Source organism: Pyxidicoccus sp. M15, from assembly GCF_056858435.1.
The window spans coordinates 1,279,746-1,296,585 of the sequence record NZ_CM166495.1 but is presented as its reverse complement, the minus strand read 5'-3'; the positions used below and the strand labels follow the sequence as shown (position 1 = coordinate 1,296,585).

The window sequence follows — 16,840 nt, the reverse complement described above, 5'->3', positions numbered from 1 at the left end:
CGTGCCCGCTGGCAGGCTTCCTGCTTTGGCAGGGGGTTGCAGCACGCGGATGACACATACAAGGAGAACATCGATGCGACTCTTCACAGGACCCGCGTTGGGGGCGTGGGTGGTCATCATGGGAGGGCTGTATGCCTCGACGGCCTGGGCGGAACCCCCTCCCCAGAGCGCCCAGGGCACCCACCTCCACGGCACCGGCTCCGTGGAGGACGCGCACGTCAACATCCGGCTCGAGCCCACCACGCTCCCGCCCGCGGGCTGCCAGTCCGTCACCCTGGAGAAGGGAGGCTTCAAGGCCCAGGCGCCCCTCTGCACTCCGACGGACTTCGCCGGAGCCACCTTCACGTCGGTGGATGGCAACTGGACCTTCAAGGTCAACTCCGTCCACACCCACGAGAGCATCTACAAGAACTGCACGCCGCCGAGCGTGTCGCTGCAGGACACGACCTGGGAATACGACGTGACGGTGTCCCGCGGCGGCCGCTCCTCGAAGCTGTGCCCCGACGGCAGCCGCGCGCTGGCCGTGCCCTTGATGTGGGCGCCGGGCGTGCCTCCCGAGGCGTGGACGGTCCGTCCCCCCAAATCAGGGGAGAACGCCTTCACCTTCGCCTGTGTCCCCAGGCCCGCCGCGCAGGGGAGCTGTGAGTTCACGGGAGGCGGTGTCATCGCCAAGTGCATCGACTGGGGCTACCCGCCCTGGGAGCACATGGGCCAGTCGCTGAGCGGGCAGTACCTCGTCGGCGACACCGTCGCCAAGAATCAGCTGTCGGGGATGAAGAACGAGGCGCAGAGCTTCCACCTGGCGTGCCTGCGCATGGCCACCGCGGACTACTGCGGCGTGGGCCAGAGCAACACGCTGGATGGCACGCCCATCGCCTTCTACGACACGAAGTACGTGCCCCTCGGCGCAGCGAAGTCCCCCGCGCCCGGCGACGCCCACATCGTCGAAAACCTCGCGGAACCCCACCAAGAGCTCGCCTTCGAGGCCGCCTGGGCGGACTGCAGGTTCGTCGACAGGCCCATCGAGGGCTCGGCCTGCGACACCTGGGACAAGCTCCGCTGGGGCTTCGGCGCGGTGTGCCTGAGCAAGAAGCGCTGGTCCAGCCTCCCCGTCGCCGGCACCTGCTTCGACCCCACGGCCCTCCAGACGACCGCCCAACCAGACATGGCGGGCAAGACGTGCGAGGCCTACACAGAGGCGGAGCTGGAGGCGCTTGGAGCGCGGTTCTTCTCCTTCTCGCGCTTCCTCGACACGGGCCTCTACCGGTTCACCAAGGTCAATGCCCCGGCGTCCTCCATCACCACGACGAAGTACGACGTGTCCTCGGCCTTCCCCGCGGCCGACTCCGTGAGCCTGAAGGCTGAAATCGACCCGGGCCAGCCCTATGGCTACACCCGGTTCGAGGGGGCCATCCTCTCCCCGAATCTCTCGCCGACGCTGCAAGCCAGGTTCAACCTCAGGGGTCTCTACCGCTGCGTGAGCCAGACCCCGAGCGGCCGTCGCTACCTCCTCAACACCACGAGCACCGGCGTCCCGCAGGACGCCTGCACCCTCCTGACGAATGGGAGTCTGGACACCCTCCCCGGTGAAGCACCCGAGAAGGCGCTGGAAGGCTACGTGTCCCGGCTGAGCGTGGGCTTCTCGGACACGGAGCTGTTCCTGTGGCGGGACCTGAATGGGAACTTCGTCGCGGCGACGGTGCACCCGGGCTCTTCGTGGACCTACGCCGGGTCGCTCGGCTTCATCCCCGGCAACGACTGACGCGCCAGGGGCGGATGCAACTCTTGCACACCCGTGCAGCCGCTGCTTCGCCCCTCGCCCGTCATCGTGCAAGCGCTGCATCCGGAGCGCGTGCATGCGGGGAGCGCGGTGCCACCGCGCGGGCCGCCAGCGACTGGCATCGGGGTTGCTCAAGGGGCATGCAGGCCCGGCGCAACCGCCGGGCGCACCCCGGCCCGCCACCCGCGCGGGCACCGCATGGAGACACCTCCCATGAAGCTCAAGAGCATGCTGTTGCTGGCGGCGCTGCTGTTCGTCCAACTCCCCTTCGCGGCGCACGCCTCCTCGGCCGAGAATGACCTCGACTGGTGCGGCACGGCCTGGCCGAAGTGGTGGTGGGGGAAGAAGGGACCGCCCGGCGGCCTCTCCCCGGAGAACTGGCGCATCGAGCCGGTGGGCCCGGACTTCCGCATCGTCGTCGACCTCGTCAACCGGGGCACCACCACCCTCACGGGCGGCATGGCCTATGCGCTGACGCACGCCGCGGTGGACCCGGCGGGCCACCCCAACCCCGCCTCGGGCGCGGCGCCGCCGGACGCGAGCTCGGTGCTGGGCACGGAGACGCTCTTCCGGGGCACGCTGCCCACGCTGCGGCCCGGTGAGTCCACCACGGTGTACGCCTCCGCGCGCCTCTTCCGGACGGACGCCAATCACATCCTCACCGTGGCCTTCCTCGACGGCAGCACCTGGCGGTTCGACCCCGAGCCCCAACCCTGGTTCTGGCTGAGCCTCGACAACGCGCAGAGCGGTGTGAGCCTGCGGCCCGTGGCCTCCACGGCGGAGCCGGTGGCCTCCACGCGGGTGGGCTACACGGCCAGCCGCGTCCGCGTCACCCTCCAGAACGTGGGCCGCGCCAACCTCGACGCGCGCACGCCCATCCTCATGGTGCACGGCAACGCCGCGTCCGCGGTGGGCTACTGGAGCCCGGAGGACGACAAGGACCCGAACGACCCCGGCAACCCCTACGCCCTCATCTACCGCGAGGTGCTGTTCCGCGGGCCCGTGGGCGTGGTCGTGAGGCCCGGCGAGACGGTGACGGTGGAGGGCATCGCCTTCTCTCCGGCGGGCACCCAGACGCAGAAGCAGATTGCCGTGAAGGTCGGCGGCTAGTCTCGCGGGCCCCCCCGCCCGGGAAGCCGTGACTCCCGGGCGGACACCGGCTCGCGCCACCTGGAGGCAGGCCTCGGCGCCACGCCAGCCCTGCTGGCGGCCCACCGCCGAGGCGACGTGGAGGCCGGGCTCCCCTGTCAGGTGGAGGGCTCCCGCGCCGTCGCCCCAGGTGCGGGCGTCACCGCCACTCCCGGCGACTTGGAGCGACAGCCCCGCTGCCCCATGCTCCGACCCCTTCATGGCACCCCACCCCGCGCCACCCCGCCCCGCCCCCTTCCCCACCATCCCAGAGTCGCGGCCATGACCGGCGCGCTGCGCGAGGTGGTGCGGGAGATGGCGGGCGGACTGCCCCGCACGTACTGGGTGCTGTGGATGGGCACGCTGGTCAACCGGCTGGGCAGCTTCGTGGTGCCCTTCCTCGCCCTCTACCTCACGCGCGAGCGCGGCTACTCCGCGGCGCAGGCGGGCCTCGTCGTCTCGCTGCACGGCGCGGGCACGGTGCTCGCCGGGCCGCTGGGCGGCACGCTCGCGGACAAGGTGGGCCGCCGCTTCACGCTGGCCGCGGGGCTCTGGCTGGGCTCGGGCGGCATGCTCTTCCTCGGCTTCTCTCGCGAGCCCCAATGGATTGCCGTGGCCGCCTTCACGCTCGGCATCCTCGGAGAGCTGTACCGGCCCGCGGTGTCCGCCGCCATCGCGGACGTGGTGCCGCCCGTGGACCGGGCCCGCGCCTACAGCCTCTTCTACTGGGTCATCAACCTGGGCTTCTCCATCGCCCTGCCGCTCGCCGGGCTGATGACCCGCTTCGGCTACGTGACGCTCTTCATCGCCGACGCCATCACCACCTTCGTCTACGGCTGCTGCGTCTGGCTGCTGCTCCCGGAGACACGCCCCCCGCGCCAGGCCCCCGAGGCAGGCGCAGCCGCGCGCGGCTCGCTGCTCGCGCCCTTCAAGGACCCCACCTTCCTCGCCTTCGGCCTGCCCATCTTCGCGGTGGCCCTCATCTTCTTCCAGGGCCAGGTGGCGCTGCCGCTGGACCTGGGCCAGAAGGGGCTGACGCCGGCGCAGTTCGGCTCGGTGCTTGCCGTCAACGGCGTCCTCATCGTCGTGCTGCAGCCCTTCACCGGCCGGCGGATGGGCCGCATGCGCCGGGCCCACGCGCTGGCGCTGGCCGGGGTGCTCACCGGCGTGGGCTTCGGGTTGCACACGCTCTCCGCCAACGTGGGGCTCGCCATTCTCGCCGTCGTGGTGTGGACGCTGGGGGAGATTGCCCAGGCCCCGGTGGCCTCCACCGTGGTGGCGGACCTCGCGCCGGCCGAGCTGCGCGGCAGCTACCAGGGCGCCTACCACATGCTCTGGGGACTGGCCGCCTGCGCCGCGCCTGCGGTGGGCGGACACGTGCTGGGCCGCTTCGGCGCCACCACGCTGTGGCTCGGCTGTCTCGTCGTGGGCGTGGCCGCGGCCGGCTGGCACCTGGCCATCGCCGGCGCCCGGCGCCGCCGCCTGGATGAGCTGCGCACCCTGCGCCCCGAGGTGAGCGCCAGCGCGGACTGAAGCCTCACGAAAAGCAACGGGCGGCCTCCCATGATGAGAGACCGCCCGTCGCCTACATCTCGCCGGAAGTCAGACTACGGCGAGGTGTAGTTGATGTTCAGCGTGAACGTCCCCGAGGAGTAGCCGCGCACCATGATGTACGCGCTCGTCTGGCCCGCGGGCACGGTGAGCTCGCACGTCTCGGCGGCGCCCGACTGGTACGGGCGGCAGTTGTACGTCGTCGTGGTGGGCGCCGCGCCGAAGCGGACGTAGAGGTCCGGGTCGCCCGTGCCCGACATCACCACCTTGAACGTGGTGCCGGCCAGCACGCTGTACGGGCCGTAGTTGACGTTCGACCCCGTGGCCACGCTGCCGGACTTCGTGTCCGTCTTCGGCGTGCCGGTGCCGGTGCCGGGCTTGGTGTAGTCGATGGTCAGGTTGAAGCTGCCGGCCGCGTAGCCGCGCACCATGATGTACGCGCTCGTCTGGCCCGCGGGCACCGTGACGGTGCACGTCTCGGCGGCGCCGCTGAGGTACGGGCGGCACGCGTAGCTGCTGGTGGTGGGCGCCGCGCCGAACTGCACGTACAGGTCCGGGTCACCCGAGCCCGACATGACCACCTTGAAGGTGGTGCCGGCCACCACGCTGAAGGGGCCGTAGTTGACGCTCCCGCCCGTGGCCACGCTGCCGGACTTCGTCTCCGTCACCGGCGTGCCACCCGTCGGGGGAGGAGTGCCACCCGGCGCGCCGTACAGCGCCTGGATGCCCTGGATGTCCTTGGTCGTCAGGACGAGGTCACCCGACTGCGAGCCGTTGCACTGCGGGTAGTGCATGACGGACGCGGAGTCGTACGTCGTCAGCGAGCGCCAGTTGTTGTCCTCGAAGCAGGTGCCGGACTCGGGGCGGGTGTGCTCGTGACGGAAGCCCAGCGTGTGGCCCAGCTCGTGGCGCATGATGCCCGTCAGCGTCCACGGCGAGGTGTTGCCGAAGGCCGAGGTGTCGATGAGCACGTTGCGGTTGGCGCGCGTGTCATTCGGGAAGAAGGCGCGGGCCAGGTACTGCCCACCCGAGTTCACCGGGCGCACGTCGAAGACGACGTTGTTGTTGCTCGCCGTGCAGTTCGAGTCCTGCGCGCTCACGTAGACGAAGTCCACGTCGCCCGCCTGCTCCCAGGCCGCGGCCGAGTTCGCCATCGCCGCGATGGCCGCGTTGTAGTTGCTGCCGAACGTGGTGCTCACGCAGTAGGTGATGTTCTTCTTCTGCGTGTCGCTCCACTTCGCGTCCGTGCCACCGGCCGTGTGGACGATGAGCTGCCCGTTCTTGATGTTCTGCTCGTAGAACTCGCGCAGCAGCTTCTCGTTGGCGAACGTCGTGTCCCCATCGGCGATGAACACGCCGGTGTCGGGCTCCTGGTGGACGACGGAGAGGAACTGCTCCCACGTCATGCCCTGGCTGGTGCTCTCGGGAGTGGACGAGGGGGTGCCCTCGGTGCCGCCGCCGCAACCGGCGAGCAGCGCCAGGCCCGCGAGGGCGCCGACGAACTTGGACTGGGACATGGAATGCCTTTCTGACTACGGGGGTGCGGGCCCCACAGCAGCCCCCGTGCCAGAACCCAACCTGCCGGATTCACTGACTTCTCGAATCAAGCCCCACCCTGACGCGGTGCGTGGGCAGTCCATGGGCCCACCGTCAGGATGTAAACCTTTTTGACGCTTTGAACGCAAAGCATCCCGTTTCTACGTACTTACCCGTAACTCGCGCACTGACCTGTCCTCGGACAGCCAGGCTCGCGGAAGTGACGGATTCCGCGTCACCCGGCCCCCCTCAGGTCGGGATGATGGCGAGCAGGGTGAGGATGACGAAGGCGACGAAGACGAACAGCGCGGCGGCGAGGTTCAGGTCGCTCTCGTGGAACAGCTGGTTGAAGTCGAGTCGCATGGCGGTGTCCCCCGTGGAAGTCCCTTCAAGAGGGGCTACGGGAGGCACCCTTTCGTGATTGCGAGGCGCACCGGCCCGGGCCCCTGGGACGCCCGTGTGACGGGCGGCGGGGGCGGGGCTTCACGCGCTACAGGCCGAGGAGGGCCTCGGGGCGGCTGAGCCCACGCGCGCGGCCGAGCGGCTGGAGGATGTCCGGCGGGGGCGCGTCCGCGGTGAGCAGCAGCGCCCGCACGGCCGTCTCCACCACGTCCTCGGCGCCCGGGCGCACCATGCCCCGGCGCGCGTCCTCCACGCGCTTGCCGCGGTACGTGTCGAAGCGCTCCTTCACCCGGCGGGCCACGTCGGCCACGGCCTTGTCGCCCACCTCCACGCGCAGCTCCAGCTCGTTGCGCAGCTGCACCGGGTCCGCGAGCACGCCGTAGCGGTCATAGCCCTTGTGCGCCACGTCCTCGTGCGCCACCGCGTAGTCCTGCGTCTGGGGGGCCACCACGCCCGCGTCCTTGATGAGGTCCTTCATCACCGCGGTGACGGAGGCGGTGACGGTGAGCCGGTGCAGCTGCACGTCGTAGACGAAGTCCGAGTACATGGGCTCCTCCACGGTGACGGGCTCGCGGAAGGCGGTGTCGCGGTTGCGCTGCACGTCGATGCGCTGCACCTCCGACTTGTCCAGCGCCGCCTCCAGCGCCTTCTCCTTCTCCTTCACCGCGTTGGCCTTCTGCACGAGCAGCTGCTCCTCCTGCGCGCACACGCCGCTGGCGCAGCGGGCGGGGTTGCAGTCGCCCGGGAGCTGTCCCGGCTCCTTCGCCTCACGGGCCGCCTCGCCGCACTCCTGCAGGGCCTCGCGGCACTCGCGGCGCTCGCGGTCCCTGCAGCGCTCGGCGCCCTCGCGCACGGTGAGCAGCTCGGCCTGCATGCGCAGGTACTCGCGCAGCACCGCGGCCTGCTTGCGGTCGGTCTCCTCCAGGGTGCGCTCGGCCTGGAGCAGCTTGCCCTCGAAGCCCGCGCGGCGCGGGTTGGGCACGGAGCGGTTGCCGGCGAGGTAGCGCTGCGTGCGCTGCGAGTCCTCGGTCACCTTCAGCGGCAGCACGCGCTCCAGCGACAAATCCAGCCGCACGCCCTCGCGGCCCTCGGGCGCGTCCGTCACCACGCGCAGAGGCAGTTGCGTGGGCAGCATCGTCGCCAGCCGGCCGGCCGCCAGGCGCTGCACCACGTCCGGCGCCCCGGCGCGGTCCTCCACGGGCGCGGCCACCACGAGGAAGGCCACCTCGTCGCGCAGCTTCTGTCGCACCGCCTCGGCCCGCTCTCGCGCGGCGGTGGCGCCCACGCGCTCCTGGTCCGCGCGCACGTACGCCACCAGCGCGTTGCCCAGCTTGCCCGCCTTCTCCAGGCTCTCTCCGGTGCCGAACCAGCGCTTCGCCCAGGCCACCTGCACGCCGTCCACGCCCCGCTTCGCGGCCGCGTGGTCCGGGGCCACGGACAGCACCGCGTCGAACTCGGCGCGCGCCTCCTTCAGCCGCTCCTCCTTCAGCGCCGTCTGGCCCACCACCACGCGCGCATCCAACGTCTGGCCCAGCAGCTCGCGCGCGGGCCCGTTCTCCGCGTTGAGCTCCAGCGCGCGCACCAGCCGCTTCATGGCGCCGTCCAGGTCTCCACTGGCGTGGACGCTCCGCGCCTCCTCCAGCACCACCTCGCTCCAGGCCGTGCGCACCTTGCCCAGCTTCACCTTCACTTCGGACGCCTCGGGGTCCGCGGCGAGCGCGCGCAGGTAGGCGGCCTCGGCCTCCGCCCACTTCTGCTGCTGGCTGGCGGTGTCGCCCTCCTTCACCGCGCGGGAGAAGGCGGAGCAACCCGTGAGGGCGAGCAGCGTGGCCAGGGCCAGCGCTCCCAGCCAGCGGGACGCGGCGGGAGCGGGACGGGGGCTTCGGGAGGGGTGGGTCACGGCCCGCATCTTCGGGGAAAGCCCCGTCCTGGTGAAGACTTCGACCGGATGCCCGCCTGCCCTCCGGCCCGGGAGCGGGCCCTGTCGCAGCCGCGGCGAGCACCGCCCCGCCGACGCGCGCGTCGTCGCGCGATGAGGCCGGAGATGGCGCGGGTGCCCTGGCCCCGTCGGACCCAGGTCCAACCCGCCTCATGCGTGGGTTGGGTCAGACCGGAGTGTCGAGGATCTCACGCAAAATTACAGTCACATTGCCCGGGTATATAAATACTGCATATAGTCCCCGCGGACCGGCCCTGGCCGGTCGCCCCTCTGCCAGCCCGCCGTCGACCTCACCATGGATTCAGCTCCTCGAATGGTGTCATCCCAGCCCCGGCAGGTCGTGCGGACGGTGCTCCACGAGGCCCTGGAGAGTCGGCTTGGAGGCGAGGTGGTGGTGAAGTCCGCCGCCGTCTCCGGGCGCATCTTCGTGGTGGAGCGGAAGGTGGCCTGGGCGGTCATCACCGAGCCGGCCACGCCCAACTTCGCCTCGCTGCTCGTCCAGCAACGGCTGGTCAGCCGCGAGGACCTCGAGCAGGTGATGGCGGAGTGCCGCAAGAGCGGCGGCAACTTCTGCGAGGTGCTCGTCGCCTGGGGCCTCATGCCGCGCGAGCGCGTGCGCGAGCTGCTCCGCGCGCACCTCGTCGGCCAGGTGGAGACGCTGCTGTCCGCGCCGGACGCGCAGGCCCTCTTCGTCCCCCAACCCCGCGCCTACTCCAGCCAGCTGACCTTCGGCCTGGAGGAGCTGGTGTCCTCCGTTTCGCAGCACCGCACCTCGCACGCACAGCAAGAAAGAGACGTCATGCCGAACGTGAAGCAGTCCCTGGAAGAGTCGCTGAAAATCGATGGAGCCTTCGCGGCCTGCCTGGTGGACGCCAAGAGCGGCATGAGCCTCGGCAGCATCGGCGGCGGCCCCACCTTCAACGTCGAAGCCGCGGCCGCGGGCAACACCGAGGTGGTGCGCGCCAAGCTGAAGACGATGAACGCGCTCGGCCTCAAGGACAAGATCGAGGACATCCTCATCACGCTCGGCGAGCAGTACCACGTCATCCGTCCGCTCGCGACGCGCGAGGGCCTGTTCCTCTACATCGCCCTGCACCGCTCCAGCGCGAACCTCGCCATGGCGCGCTACAAGCTGGCGGACATCGAGAAGGGGCTGGCGCTCTGAGCGAGCGGCCTCCCGCCCCTCTCACGGCGTGAGCCCGTCCGCCCCACGAGCGGGGCGCCGCTCCCCCACCGCGCGGCGCCCCCGTGCATGCGCGGGTGTACCCGGGACGTTAGACAGGACGACCCTCTCTGCTGGACCCCATGAGGCAGGCCCCGCATGTCGCGCGGACCGCCCGGGGGGGCGTCGGGAATGACGCGACGCACCAGCCGGTAGAGAAAATCAGCATCCCGGGAATCAGCACCCACGAGGGGGCGAGAGAGTCACCATGTCCTGTCCACAGCCGCGACCTACCGAGTTCCGTCTTCCTCTTCGAGCCGAGACCTTCTCCATCGAGGAGCACCGCAACGTGCACTGCCGCTTCTACGGCGGCTGCATCGACGTGGCGGTGAAGAAGGACTGGGACAGCTTCACCTGCGCCAAGTGCCCCATGTTCCACCAGGACCGGGCGCCGGGCGCGGACACCTACGCCTTCAACCAGCCCGCTGACGCCGGCCGGCCGTAGCCTGCCTGGCGGCTGGAGGGCCGAGCCCCGGCCGCGCGTGCTTCCGCGGGACGAGGACACGCGAGCGCCGGGGTTCTTGCGCAGCGGCGGAGAACGCATCCCCGGAGCCCTTCCCCGCCCTGCCCCCCTTCCAGGAAGCGAGCCCCCGCATGTCCCGCCGTCCCGTCATCGTGCTGGCCGAGGATGATTCCATCCTGCGCGAGACGATGACGGAAGCCCTGGAGCTGGAGGGCTACCGCGTCCTCGCCTGTGCGAACGGCTTCGCCGCGCTGAAGGCCTTCTTCACCGAGCCCTGCGTGGACGTGCTGGTGCTGGACTGGATGCTGCCCGACATCGAGGGCAGGGACCTCATCCTGCTGCTGCACGCGCAGCGCGAGCTGGCGGAGCTGCCCGTGGTGCTGACCACCGGCCTGGACCTGGAGCTGCCCAGCTTCGAGGGCGCGGTGTGCCTGCTGCGCAAGCCCTTCGTCCCCGGTGAGCTGTCGCGCATCCTCAGCCGCCTCTCCCACCCGGGCCGCTGCGAAGCCGCGCCGCGGACCGCCGCGCGCGTGGCCTGACGCCGGGCGGGTGACACCCGCGCGTCCCTCGGGCCCCCTCCCACCGCCCCGCTGTGCGCCAGCGCACCTCGTCCTGTCTCCGGAGACAGTGGGCGTTGGTGTGCCGCGGCTCCAGCTTGCCGGACAACCGGCTTGGGCTCGGGTACGCCGCCGGACGGGAGGCGCCATGCTCCGCCAGCTGCTGCTGTCCGACTACGGAACCGAGGGCCCCTGCGCGGGCAACGGCTGGGCCCTGGTGCAGGCGGAGTTCCCCACGGTGGTGGTGGCCCCGCTGTCCGCCGGCCGGGGCATGCGCGTGCTTCGCCTGGACGTGTCCGAGTGGGGCTCGCTGGACTTCGACCCCATCACCTGGGACGCGCGCGTCTTCGGCGCCGACGAGGCCTCCGAGCAGCTCGCGCTGCACCTGGAGGGCGCGCGGGGCGAGGCGCTCGTCCTCGCCGCGCTCGAGGTCCTCACCCGCTACCAGGGCCTCGTGGGCCGCCGCAACGAGGCGTCCGCGGCCCCGCTGTTCGACCGGGTGCTCGCGCGCCACCGGGCGCTGCATGACCTGGGCCTCCCCCTGGTGCGCGCGGACTACCAGCACGCGCTGGACGCGTGGCAGTGGGTGCTGCGGCTGCGCCCGGACGCGGACCTCGCGGTGCAGGCCGCCGCCCTCTTCCACGACGTGGAGCGGCTGGTGCCCGAGGCGGACCGGCGCGTGGAGCCCTGGTCCGAGGAGGCCGTCCCCGCGGCGCGCGGCGCGGAGCTGGCGCGCAGGGTGCTCAAGGAGGTGGGCACGGACGTGGACACCTGCCAGCGCGTGAAGGAGCTGGTGACGCGGCACGGGCGCACCGGAGAGGACCCGGACCTGGCGCTGCTCAACGACGCGGACGCGCTGTCGTTCTTCTCGCTCAACGCCTCCGGCTTCATCCGCTACTTCGACGCGGAGCTCAGCCGGCGCAAGGTGGCGAACACGCTCGCGCGCCTGCGCCCGGAGCAGCGGCGGCGGCTGGGACAGATGCGCTTCGCCCCGACGGTGAAGAACCTCCTCGACGTGCAGCTCGCCTCCGCGTCGCTCTACGACGAAGGGCCGGGCTGAATTGGCGGGGAGTCCTGCTCCCGACCGGGATATACGCACCGGGACGCCGTGTTCCATCAAGCAGGACACGGGTGGAGGGACGGGCACCCCATGCGGGAGCAGCGGGTCGGCACATGGTTGGAGCTCCAGGACGCGCTCTTCGCGGGCTCCTGGAACGAGCAGCTGGGACGTCACCGCCCCAGCTTCGTCTTCCGGGGCATGCCGCACGTGGAGCATGACCTGTCCACGGCGCTCAACCGCCAGGGCATGTTCGTGCGGCAGGAGCGGGACCTGCTGCGCGCCTTCCGCAAGTACGCGCACGCCGCGGCGCAGCAGCAGATGACCTCCATCTGGGACTGGCTGGCGCTGGCCCAGCACCACGGGCTGCCCACGCGGCTCTTGGACTGGACGTTCAGTCCGAACGTCGCGCTGCACTTCCTCACCGAGGACACCGAGCTGGCGGGACAGGACGGCGTGGTGTGGTGCGTGGACTACCACGAGACGAACCGCCTGCTGCCCAGGCCCCTGAAGGCCCAGCTCAAGCAGGAGGGCGCGGACGTCTTCACCGCGGACATGCTGGCCGCGGTGGCCGGAGACCTGGGCGCGTTCGACCGGCTGGCGAAGCACCCCTTCGTGCTCTTCTTCGAGCCGCCCTCGCTGGACGCGCGCATCATCAACCAGTTCGCGCTCTTCTCGGTGATGAACGGGCCCGCGCTGCGCCTGGACGAGTTCCTCGAGGACCAGGAGAAGGGCGTGAGGAAGCTCATCATCCCCGCCGCCCTGAAGTGGGAGGTGCGCGACAAGCTGGACCAGGCCAACGTCACCGAGCGCGTGCTCTTCCCCGGCCTGGACGGGCTGAGCCGCTGGCTGCGCCGCTACTACAGCCCGCGGCCCCGCTGAAGCGCCCGCCTCAAGCAGGCACGTGGCGGCGGTCGTCGTAGTCCAGCGCGTAGGGGTCGTTCATCGTGGTGTCCCCCGTCAGGCCCGCGGCCCGCTGCTGCTCGGTGAGCTCGCGCAGGTCCTTCACGCGCTTGTTGCCGAAGGCGCCGCCGATGATGACCGCCAGCATGAGCCCGTAGAAGATGACGACACCCAGCAGCGTGAATCCAAGAAGCGCCATGTGTTGGACCTCCGTATCGGGGGCCGCGCGCCAGGGGCGGGCGGCCGCGTTGACTCCACCCCGCCAAGATGTGTCCTGCCGCCGTTCGCGGCGCCGCCTCCCCGGACGCTCGCTCGCTGTCCGCCCGCCACCAGGGCAGGCAGGCGGCCAGCGAGCCCTTCAGCGGTTCGCGATGAAGCTCGTCATCAGGTCGGCGCAGACCTGCGGCGCCTCGTGCTGCGGGCCGTGCCCCATCTGGGGGAAGACCATCAGGTGCACCGACTGCGTCCGCGGCGCGACGTCGAACCAGTTCTCCACCGGGAAGACGATTTCCTGGTCGCCGGAGATGACCAGGACGGGGATGTCGGTCGTCATGAGGAAGTCCCGGTAGCCGTTGTCGTCGACGAAGATGTCCTCGGCCTTCGTCTCGGCCAGCAGCTTCATCACGGTGTCGATGGGAATCGCCGGGCTGGTGTCCGTGGTGCGCGCCGCGATGCGGTGGTGCGAGTCCACCGCGGCGGCGCGGGAGCGGCTCGACGGCGGATGGAAGAACAGCACCGTCTCATCATCCAGGTCATTCACCGGCTTGAGGGCGCGCTCGAAGAAGATGGGCTTCGCCCCGAAGCGCACCTTCCCCGGCGGGGTGGTGCCAATCAGGATGAGCTTGCTGACGCGCTCGGGGTGCAGGCGCGTCAGCACCTGCGCCGCGATGCCACCCAGCGACCAGCCGCCGATGACGAAGCGCTCCAGGCCGAGCGCGTCCGCCAGGTCGAGGGCGTCCTGCGCCATCCGCGTGCGCACGTAGCTGGGCGTCCCCGTGGACTGGCCCAGGCCGGAGTAGTCGAAGGTGATGACGCGGTGGTGGGCCGCCAGCGCATCGAGGAAGGCGGGGTCCCACGAGTCGAGGACGCCGCGAAACCGCAGGCACAGGATGAGCGGCACGCCCTGGCCGATGTCTCGGTACGCGAGGCGGCGGCCCTTCACCTCCACGAAGCGGGTGGGCGTGTTGACGGCGGTCTGGGTGGAAGCGGGCATGTCCATGGCGTTCTCCTTGGGAATCGCGTGGGGAATCATGCGGAGAGGGCCCGTCGCCGTCTTTTGTACTGTGGGCTGGCCGACCTGAACCTTCGTATGAGGCGCCCCAACCCCCGGTACGATGGCGGGACGTGATTGCGACGCGCATCCTCCCGGCGCTTCAACGCCCCTCGCCGAAAGGAAGCGCCCATGGATTCCAAGACGCGCCCCCATACCGTTCCCGCTGGCAAGCTCGACGGCAGCTACCTCACCACCCGGGATGGCACGCAGCTCTACTTCAAGGACTGGGGTCCGAAGGACGGCCAGCCCATTGTCTTCTCCCATGGCTGGCCCCTCAGCTCCGACGCCTGGGAGGACCAGATGCTGTTCCTTTCCGAGCAGGGCTATCGCACCATCGCGCATGACCGCCGGGGCCACGGCCGCTCGTCACAGCCGTGGGACGGGCACGAGATGGACACCTACGCGGATGACCTCGCCCAGCTCACCGCCGCGCTCGACCTGAAGAAGGCCATCCACATCGGCCACTCGACGGGCGGCGGCGAAGTCACGCGCTACCTCGGCCGCCACGGCACGTCACGCGTCGCCAAGGCCGTGCTCGTCAGCGCCGTGCCGCCCATCATGCTGAAGACGGACTGGCACCCCAACGGCCTGCCCCGCGAGGTCTTCGACGGTATCCGCGCCGGCGTTCGCAATGACCGCGCCAGCTACTTCAGGGAGCTGAGCCTGGCGTTCTACGGCTTCAACCGTCCGGGCGCGAAGGTCTCCGAGGGCCTGCGCGAGAGCTTCTGGATGCAGAGCATGATGGGCGCGCTGAAGGCCGAGTACGACTGCATCAAGGCCTTCTCGGAGACGGACTTCCGCGCCGACCTCGAGAGGTTCGACGTGCCCACCCTGGTGATGCACGGCGACGACGACCAGATTGTCCCCATCGACGGTGGGGGGCGGCTCACGGCCACCCTGGTCAAGGGCGCGAAGCTGAAAGTCTATCCGGGCTTCAGCCACGGCATGCTCGCGGTCAACAAGGACGTCCTCAACAAGGACCTGCTGGCCTTCATCCAGGGCTAGGCGCGGCCCCTACCGGGCGAACGGCAGGGTGAAGACGAAGCGCGCGCCGCCCGCGGGGAGGTTCTCCGCCCAGATGCGGCCGCCGTGCGCCTCGATGATGTTGCGGCAGATGGACAGCCCCATGCCCAGGCCGTTCGCCTTGGTGGTGAAGAAGCTCTGGAAGAGCCGGTCGTGATGCTCCGGCGGAATGCCCGGCCCCGAGTCCTCGATGCAGCAGCGCAGCTCGCCGTCGCGCGCCAGCGTCACCAGGTCGAGCCGCGGCCGGGGGCAGCCGGCGCGCTTCATCTCCTGCATGGCATTGAGCGCCAGGTTGACCACGGTCTGCTGGAGCTGCACGCGGTCGGCCTCGATGTCCGGCAGGCCGCTGGCGAGCCCGAGGCGCAGCTCCACCTCGTGCGCCATCAGCTCGTGGCGGAGGAACAGCACCGCCTCCTCGATGACCTGGTTGGGCGACAGCCGCTGTCGCTCCGCGGCCTTGTTGGACGCCATGGCGCGGATGCGGGCGATGATGTCGGCGGCGCGCCGCGCGTCGCCCACCATGTTGGCGTGGATGGCGCGCACCTCGTCCAGGTCCGGCTGGGGCCGCGACAGCCAGCGCGCCCCCGCCGCGCCGTTGGTGACGATGGCGGCCAGCGGCTGGTTCACCTCGTGCGCAATCGACGCCGTCAGCTCTCCGAGCATCGACAGGCGCGAGGCATGGGCGAACTCGCTCTGCAGGCGGCGCACCTCCCGCTCCGCCGCCACGCGGTCCGACAGGTCGATGACGCCGACGAGGACGGTGCCGCGCCCATGGTGGCCCGACGGCCAGCAGACAGTGAACAGCACCTCCATCATCCGCCCGTCGAGCGTGGACAGGCGCGTCTCCCGCGACAGGCCAGGCAGGCGGTCCACCGAGGCCAGCAGGCTCTCGGCATAGACGTGGCGGCTCTCCGGCGGCCAGAACGGGGCCACGGTGCCCCCGACGAGGTCCTCGCGGCTGCCGGCGCCGAACAGCATCGCCGTCTTGTCGTTGACGTCCACCACGCGCGTCACGGCGATGGCGGCGTCGATGAACTCGGGGTGCGCCGCGAAGTACGCGCGGAAGTCCTCCACGCCCTCGTGGATGCGCTGGCCCAGCATCTTGCGCACCTCGGAGAAGTCGAGCTCCCAGAACGACGCCGCCATGGCCTGGAACAGGTTGCGGTAGCGGTGCGCCTGCGCGCGGGACTCCACCTCCAGCTCGCTCAGGCGCGTGAGGTCTCGGCCATACTCGAGGATGAAGGCGGGCTGGCCGTCCGGGCCATGCTGCACCGTCCACCGGACCTCGACGCGCTTCTCCTCCCCGGAGGCGGTGGTCCGCTTCAGCTCGCCTTCCCAGTGCCCCTGCGCCAACAGCTGTTGCTCGAAGCGCGCCAGCGTCGGCGGGGAATGGGCATTGAGGCTGTCGTGGAGGTGGCGGCCCAGCATGGCGTCGCGCGCGTAGCCGTAGAGCGCCTCCGACGCCTTGTTCCACAGCAGGACGCGGCCATCCGTGTCCCGGACGATGATGCTCTCGGACGCTCCGTCGATGAGCGGGCCGAAGACGGCCTCCGCACCCTTTGCTTCCGGCATCAGCCTGCTCCGACAAGAGTCCTGAAGCGCTCCGGGGCGAGCGCCGGGGGAACCTACCTTGCCAGGGCGCGCTCGACGCAAGCAACGAACTCGTCGCTGTCGAACGGCTTCTTCAGCAGGCAGGACGGATTGCACGCCCGCGCGCGCTCCATCACGGAGGATTCAGACTTGGCGGTAATCATGATGACGGGCACGGTGGAGCCCCGCGCATCGAGCTGCCGCTTGAGGTCGATGCCGCTCATGCCCGGCATGTGGATGTCGGTGATGACCAGCTTCGTCGTCTCCAGCTCCCCCGACTCCAGGAACGCCTCGGCGCTGTCGAACGCCAGTCCCTTCAGTCCGAGCGAGCGGAGCAGGCTGAGGACCGCCGTGCGGACCGACGCGTCGTCGTCGACTACGGAGATGAGGGACTCGGGCGACATGGCCTTCTTCCA

15 protein-coding genes are annotated in these 16,840 nt (G+C 70.6%); 9 read left to right on the top strand and 6 right to left on the bottom strand.

Annotation, left to right across the window (positions count from 1 at the left end; all coding sequences use genetic code 11):
• Positions 1–73: 73 nt before the first annotated feature.
• The 3 genes from ACX9TP_RS05245 to ACX9TP_RS05235 all read left to right on the top strand — a co-directional run bounded on the left by ACX9TP_RS05245 (position 74) and on the right by ACX9TP_RS05235 (position 4,441).
• Entirely contained in the window at positions 74–1,762 is a 1,689-nt protein-coding gene (locus ACX9TP_RS05245) for an ADYC domain-containing protein (RefSeq protein WP_482978610.1), read from the top strand.
• A 231-nt stretch (positions 1,763–1,993) separates the two neighbouring features.
• Positions 1,994–2,890, top strand: coding sequence for a hypothetical protein (locus ACX9TP_RS05240; RefSeq protein WP_482978609.1), 897 nt, complete (start codon positions 1,994–1,996; stop codon positions 2,888–2,890).
• A gap of 300 nt (positions 2,891–3,190) precedes the next feature.
• A complete protein-coding gene (locus tag ACX9TP_RS05235) occupies positions 3,191–4,441 on the top strand; it encodes an MDR family MFS transporter (RefSeq protein WP_482978608.1) in 1,251 nt (416 codons plus the stop codon).
• Positions 4,442–4,515: 74 nt separating this feature from the next.
• Here ACX9TP_RS05235 and ACX9TP_RS05230 read toward each other — a convergent pair whose 3' ends face one another.
• Both ACX9TP_RS05230 and traC read right to left on the bottom strand, forming a co-directional pair.
• The gene (locus ACX9TP_RS05230) at positions 4,516–5,976 is read right to left on the bottom strand and encodes a M57 family metalloprotease (RefSeq protein ID WP_482978607.1); all 1,461 of its coding nucleotides are present in this window, start codon (positions 5,974–5,976) and stop codon (positions 4,516–4,518) included.
• Between the two features lie 509 nt (positions 5,977–6,485).
• Positions 6,486–8,306 (bottom strand): outer membrane exchange accessory lipoprotein TraC, encoded by a 1,821-nt coding sequence (traC, locus tag ACX9TP_RS05225; protein WP_482978606.1) that lies wholly within the window; start codon positions 8,304–8,306, stop codon positions 6,486–6,488.
• A 343-nt stretch (positions 8,307–8,649) separates the two neighbouring features.
• Here traC and ACX9TP_RS05220 point away from each other — a divergent pair, with 343 nt between their 5' ends.
• The 5 genes from ACX9TP_RS05220 (at position 8,650) to ACX9TP_RS05200 (ending at position 12,517) form a co-directional block, all read left to right on the top strand.
• On the top strand, positions 8,650–9,501 hold the full coding sequence (locus ACX9TP_RS05220) for a hypothetical protein (RefSeq protein ID WP_482978605.1): 852 nt from the start codon (positions 8,650–8,652) through the stop codon (positions 9,499–9,501).
• Between the two features lie 265 nt (positions 9,502–9,766).
• Positions 9,767–10,003 (top strand): hypothetical protein, encoded by a 237-nt coding sequence (locus tag ACX9TP_RS05215; RefSeq protein WP_163989745.1) that lies wholly within the window; start codon positions 9,767–9,769, stop codon positions 10,001–10,003.
• 149 nt (positions 10,004–10,152) lie between these two features.
• Complete coding sequence (locus ACX9TP_RS05210) at positions 10,153–10,560, top strand: response regulator (RefSeq protein WP_482978604.1); 408 nt, start codon at positions 10,153–10,155, stop codon at positions 10,558–10,560.
• Between the two features lie 166 nt (positions 10,561–10,726).
• Positions 10,727–11,638, top strand: a complete 912-nt coding sequence (locus tag ACX9TP_RS05205; RefSeq protein ID WP_482978603.1) for a DUF4202 family protein — start codon at positions 10,727–10,729, stop codon at positions 11,636–11,638.
• Between the two features lie 90 nt (positions 11,639–11,728).
• On the top strand, positions 11,729–12,517 hold the full coding sequence (locus ACX9TP_RS05200) for an FRG domain-containing protein (RefSeq protein WP_482978602.1): 789 nt from the start codon (positions 11,729–11,731) through the stop codon (positions 12,515–12,517).
• Between the two features lie 10 nt (positions 12,518–12,527).
• Here the strand turns inward: ACX9TP_RS05200 and ACX9TP_RS05195 are convergent, their stop codons facing one another.
• Both ACX9TP_RS05195 and ACX9TP_RS05190 read right to left on the bottom strand, forming a co-directional pair.
• Complete coding sequence (locus ACX9TP_RS05195) at positions 12,528–12,737, bottom strand: hypothetical protein (protein WP_482978601.1); 210 nt, start codon at positions 12,735–12,737, stop codon at positions 12,528–12,530.
• Positions 12,738–12,896: 159 nt separating this feature from the next.
• A complete protein-coding gene (locus ACX9TP_RS05190) occupies positions 12,897–13,757 on the bottom strand; it encodes an alpha/beta fold hydrolase (RefSeq protein WP_482978600.1) in 861 nt (286 codons plus the stop codon).
• A 183-nt stretch (positions 13,758–13,940) separates the two neighbouring features.
• Here ACX9TP_RS05190 and ACX9TP_RS05185 point away from each other — a divergent pair, with 183 nt between their 5' ends.
• A complete protein-coding gene (locus ACX9TP_RS05185) occupies positions 13,941–14,816 on the top strand; it encodes an alpha/beta fold hydrolase (protein WP_482978599.1) in 876 nt (291 codons plus the stop codon).
• Positions 14,817–14,825: 9 nt separating this feature from the next.
• Here the strand turns inward: ACX9TP_RS05185 and ACX9TP_RS05180 are convergent, their stop codons facing one another.
• Together ACX9TP_RS05180 and ACX9TP_RS05175 are read right to left on the bottom strand one after the other, a co-directional pair.
• Entirely contained in the window at positions 14,826–16,406 is a 1,581-nt protein-coding gene (locus ACX9TP_RS05180) for a PAS domain-containing sensor histidine kinase (RefSeq protein WP_482978598.1), read from the bottom strand.
• A gap of 53 nt (positions 16,407–16,459) precedes the next feature.
• Positions 16,460–16,828 (bottom strand): response regulator transcription factor, encoded by a 369-nt coding sequence (locus ACX9TP_RS05175; protein ID WP_482978597.1) that lies wholly within the window; start codon positions 16,826–16,828, stop codon positions 16,460–16,462.
• Positions 16,829–16,840 lie beyond the last annotated feature (12 nt).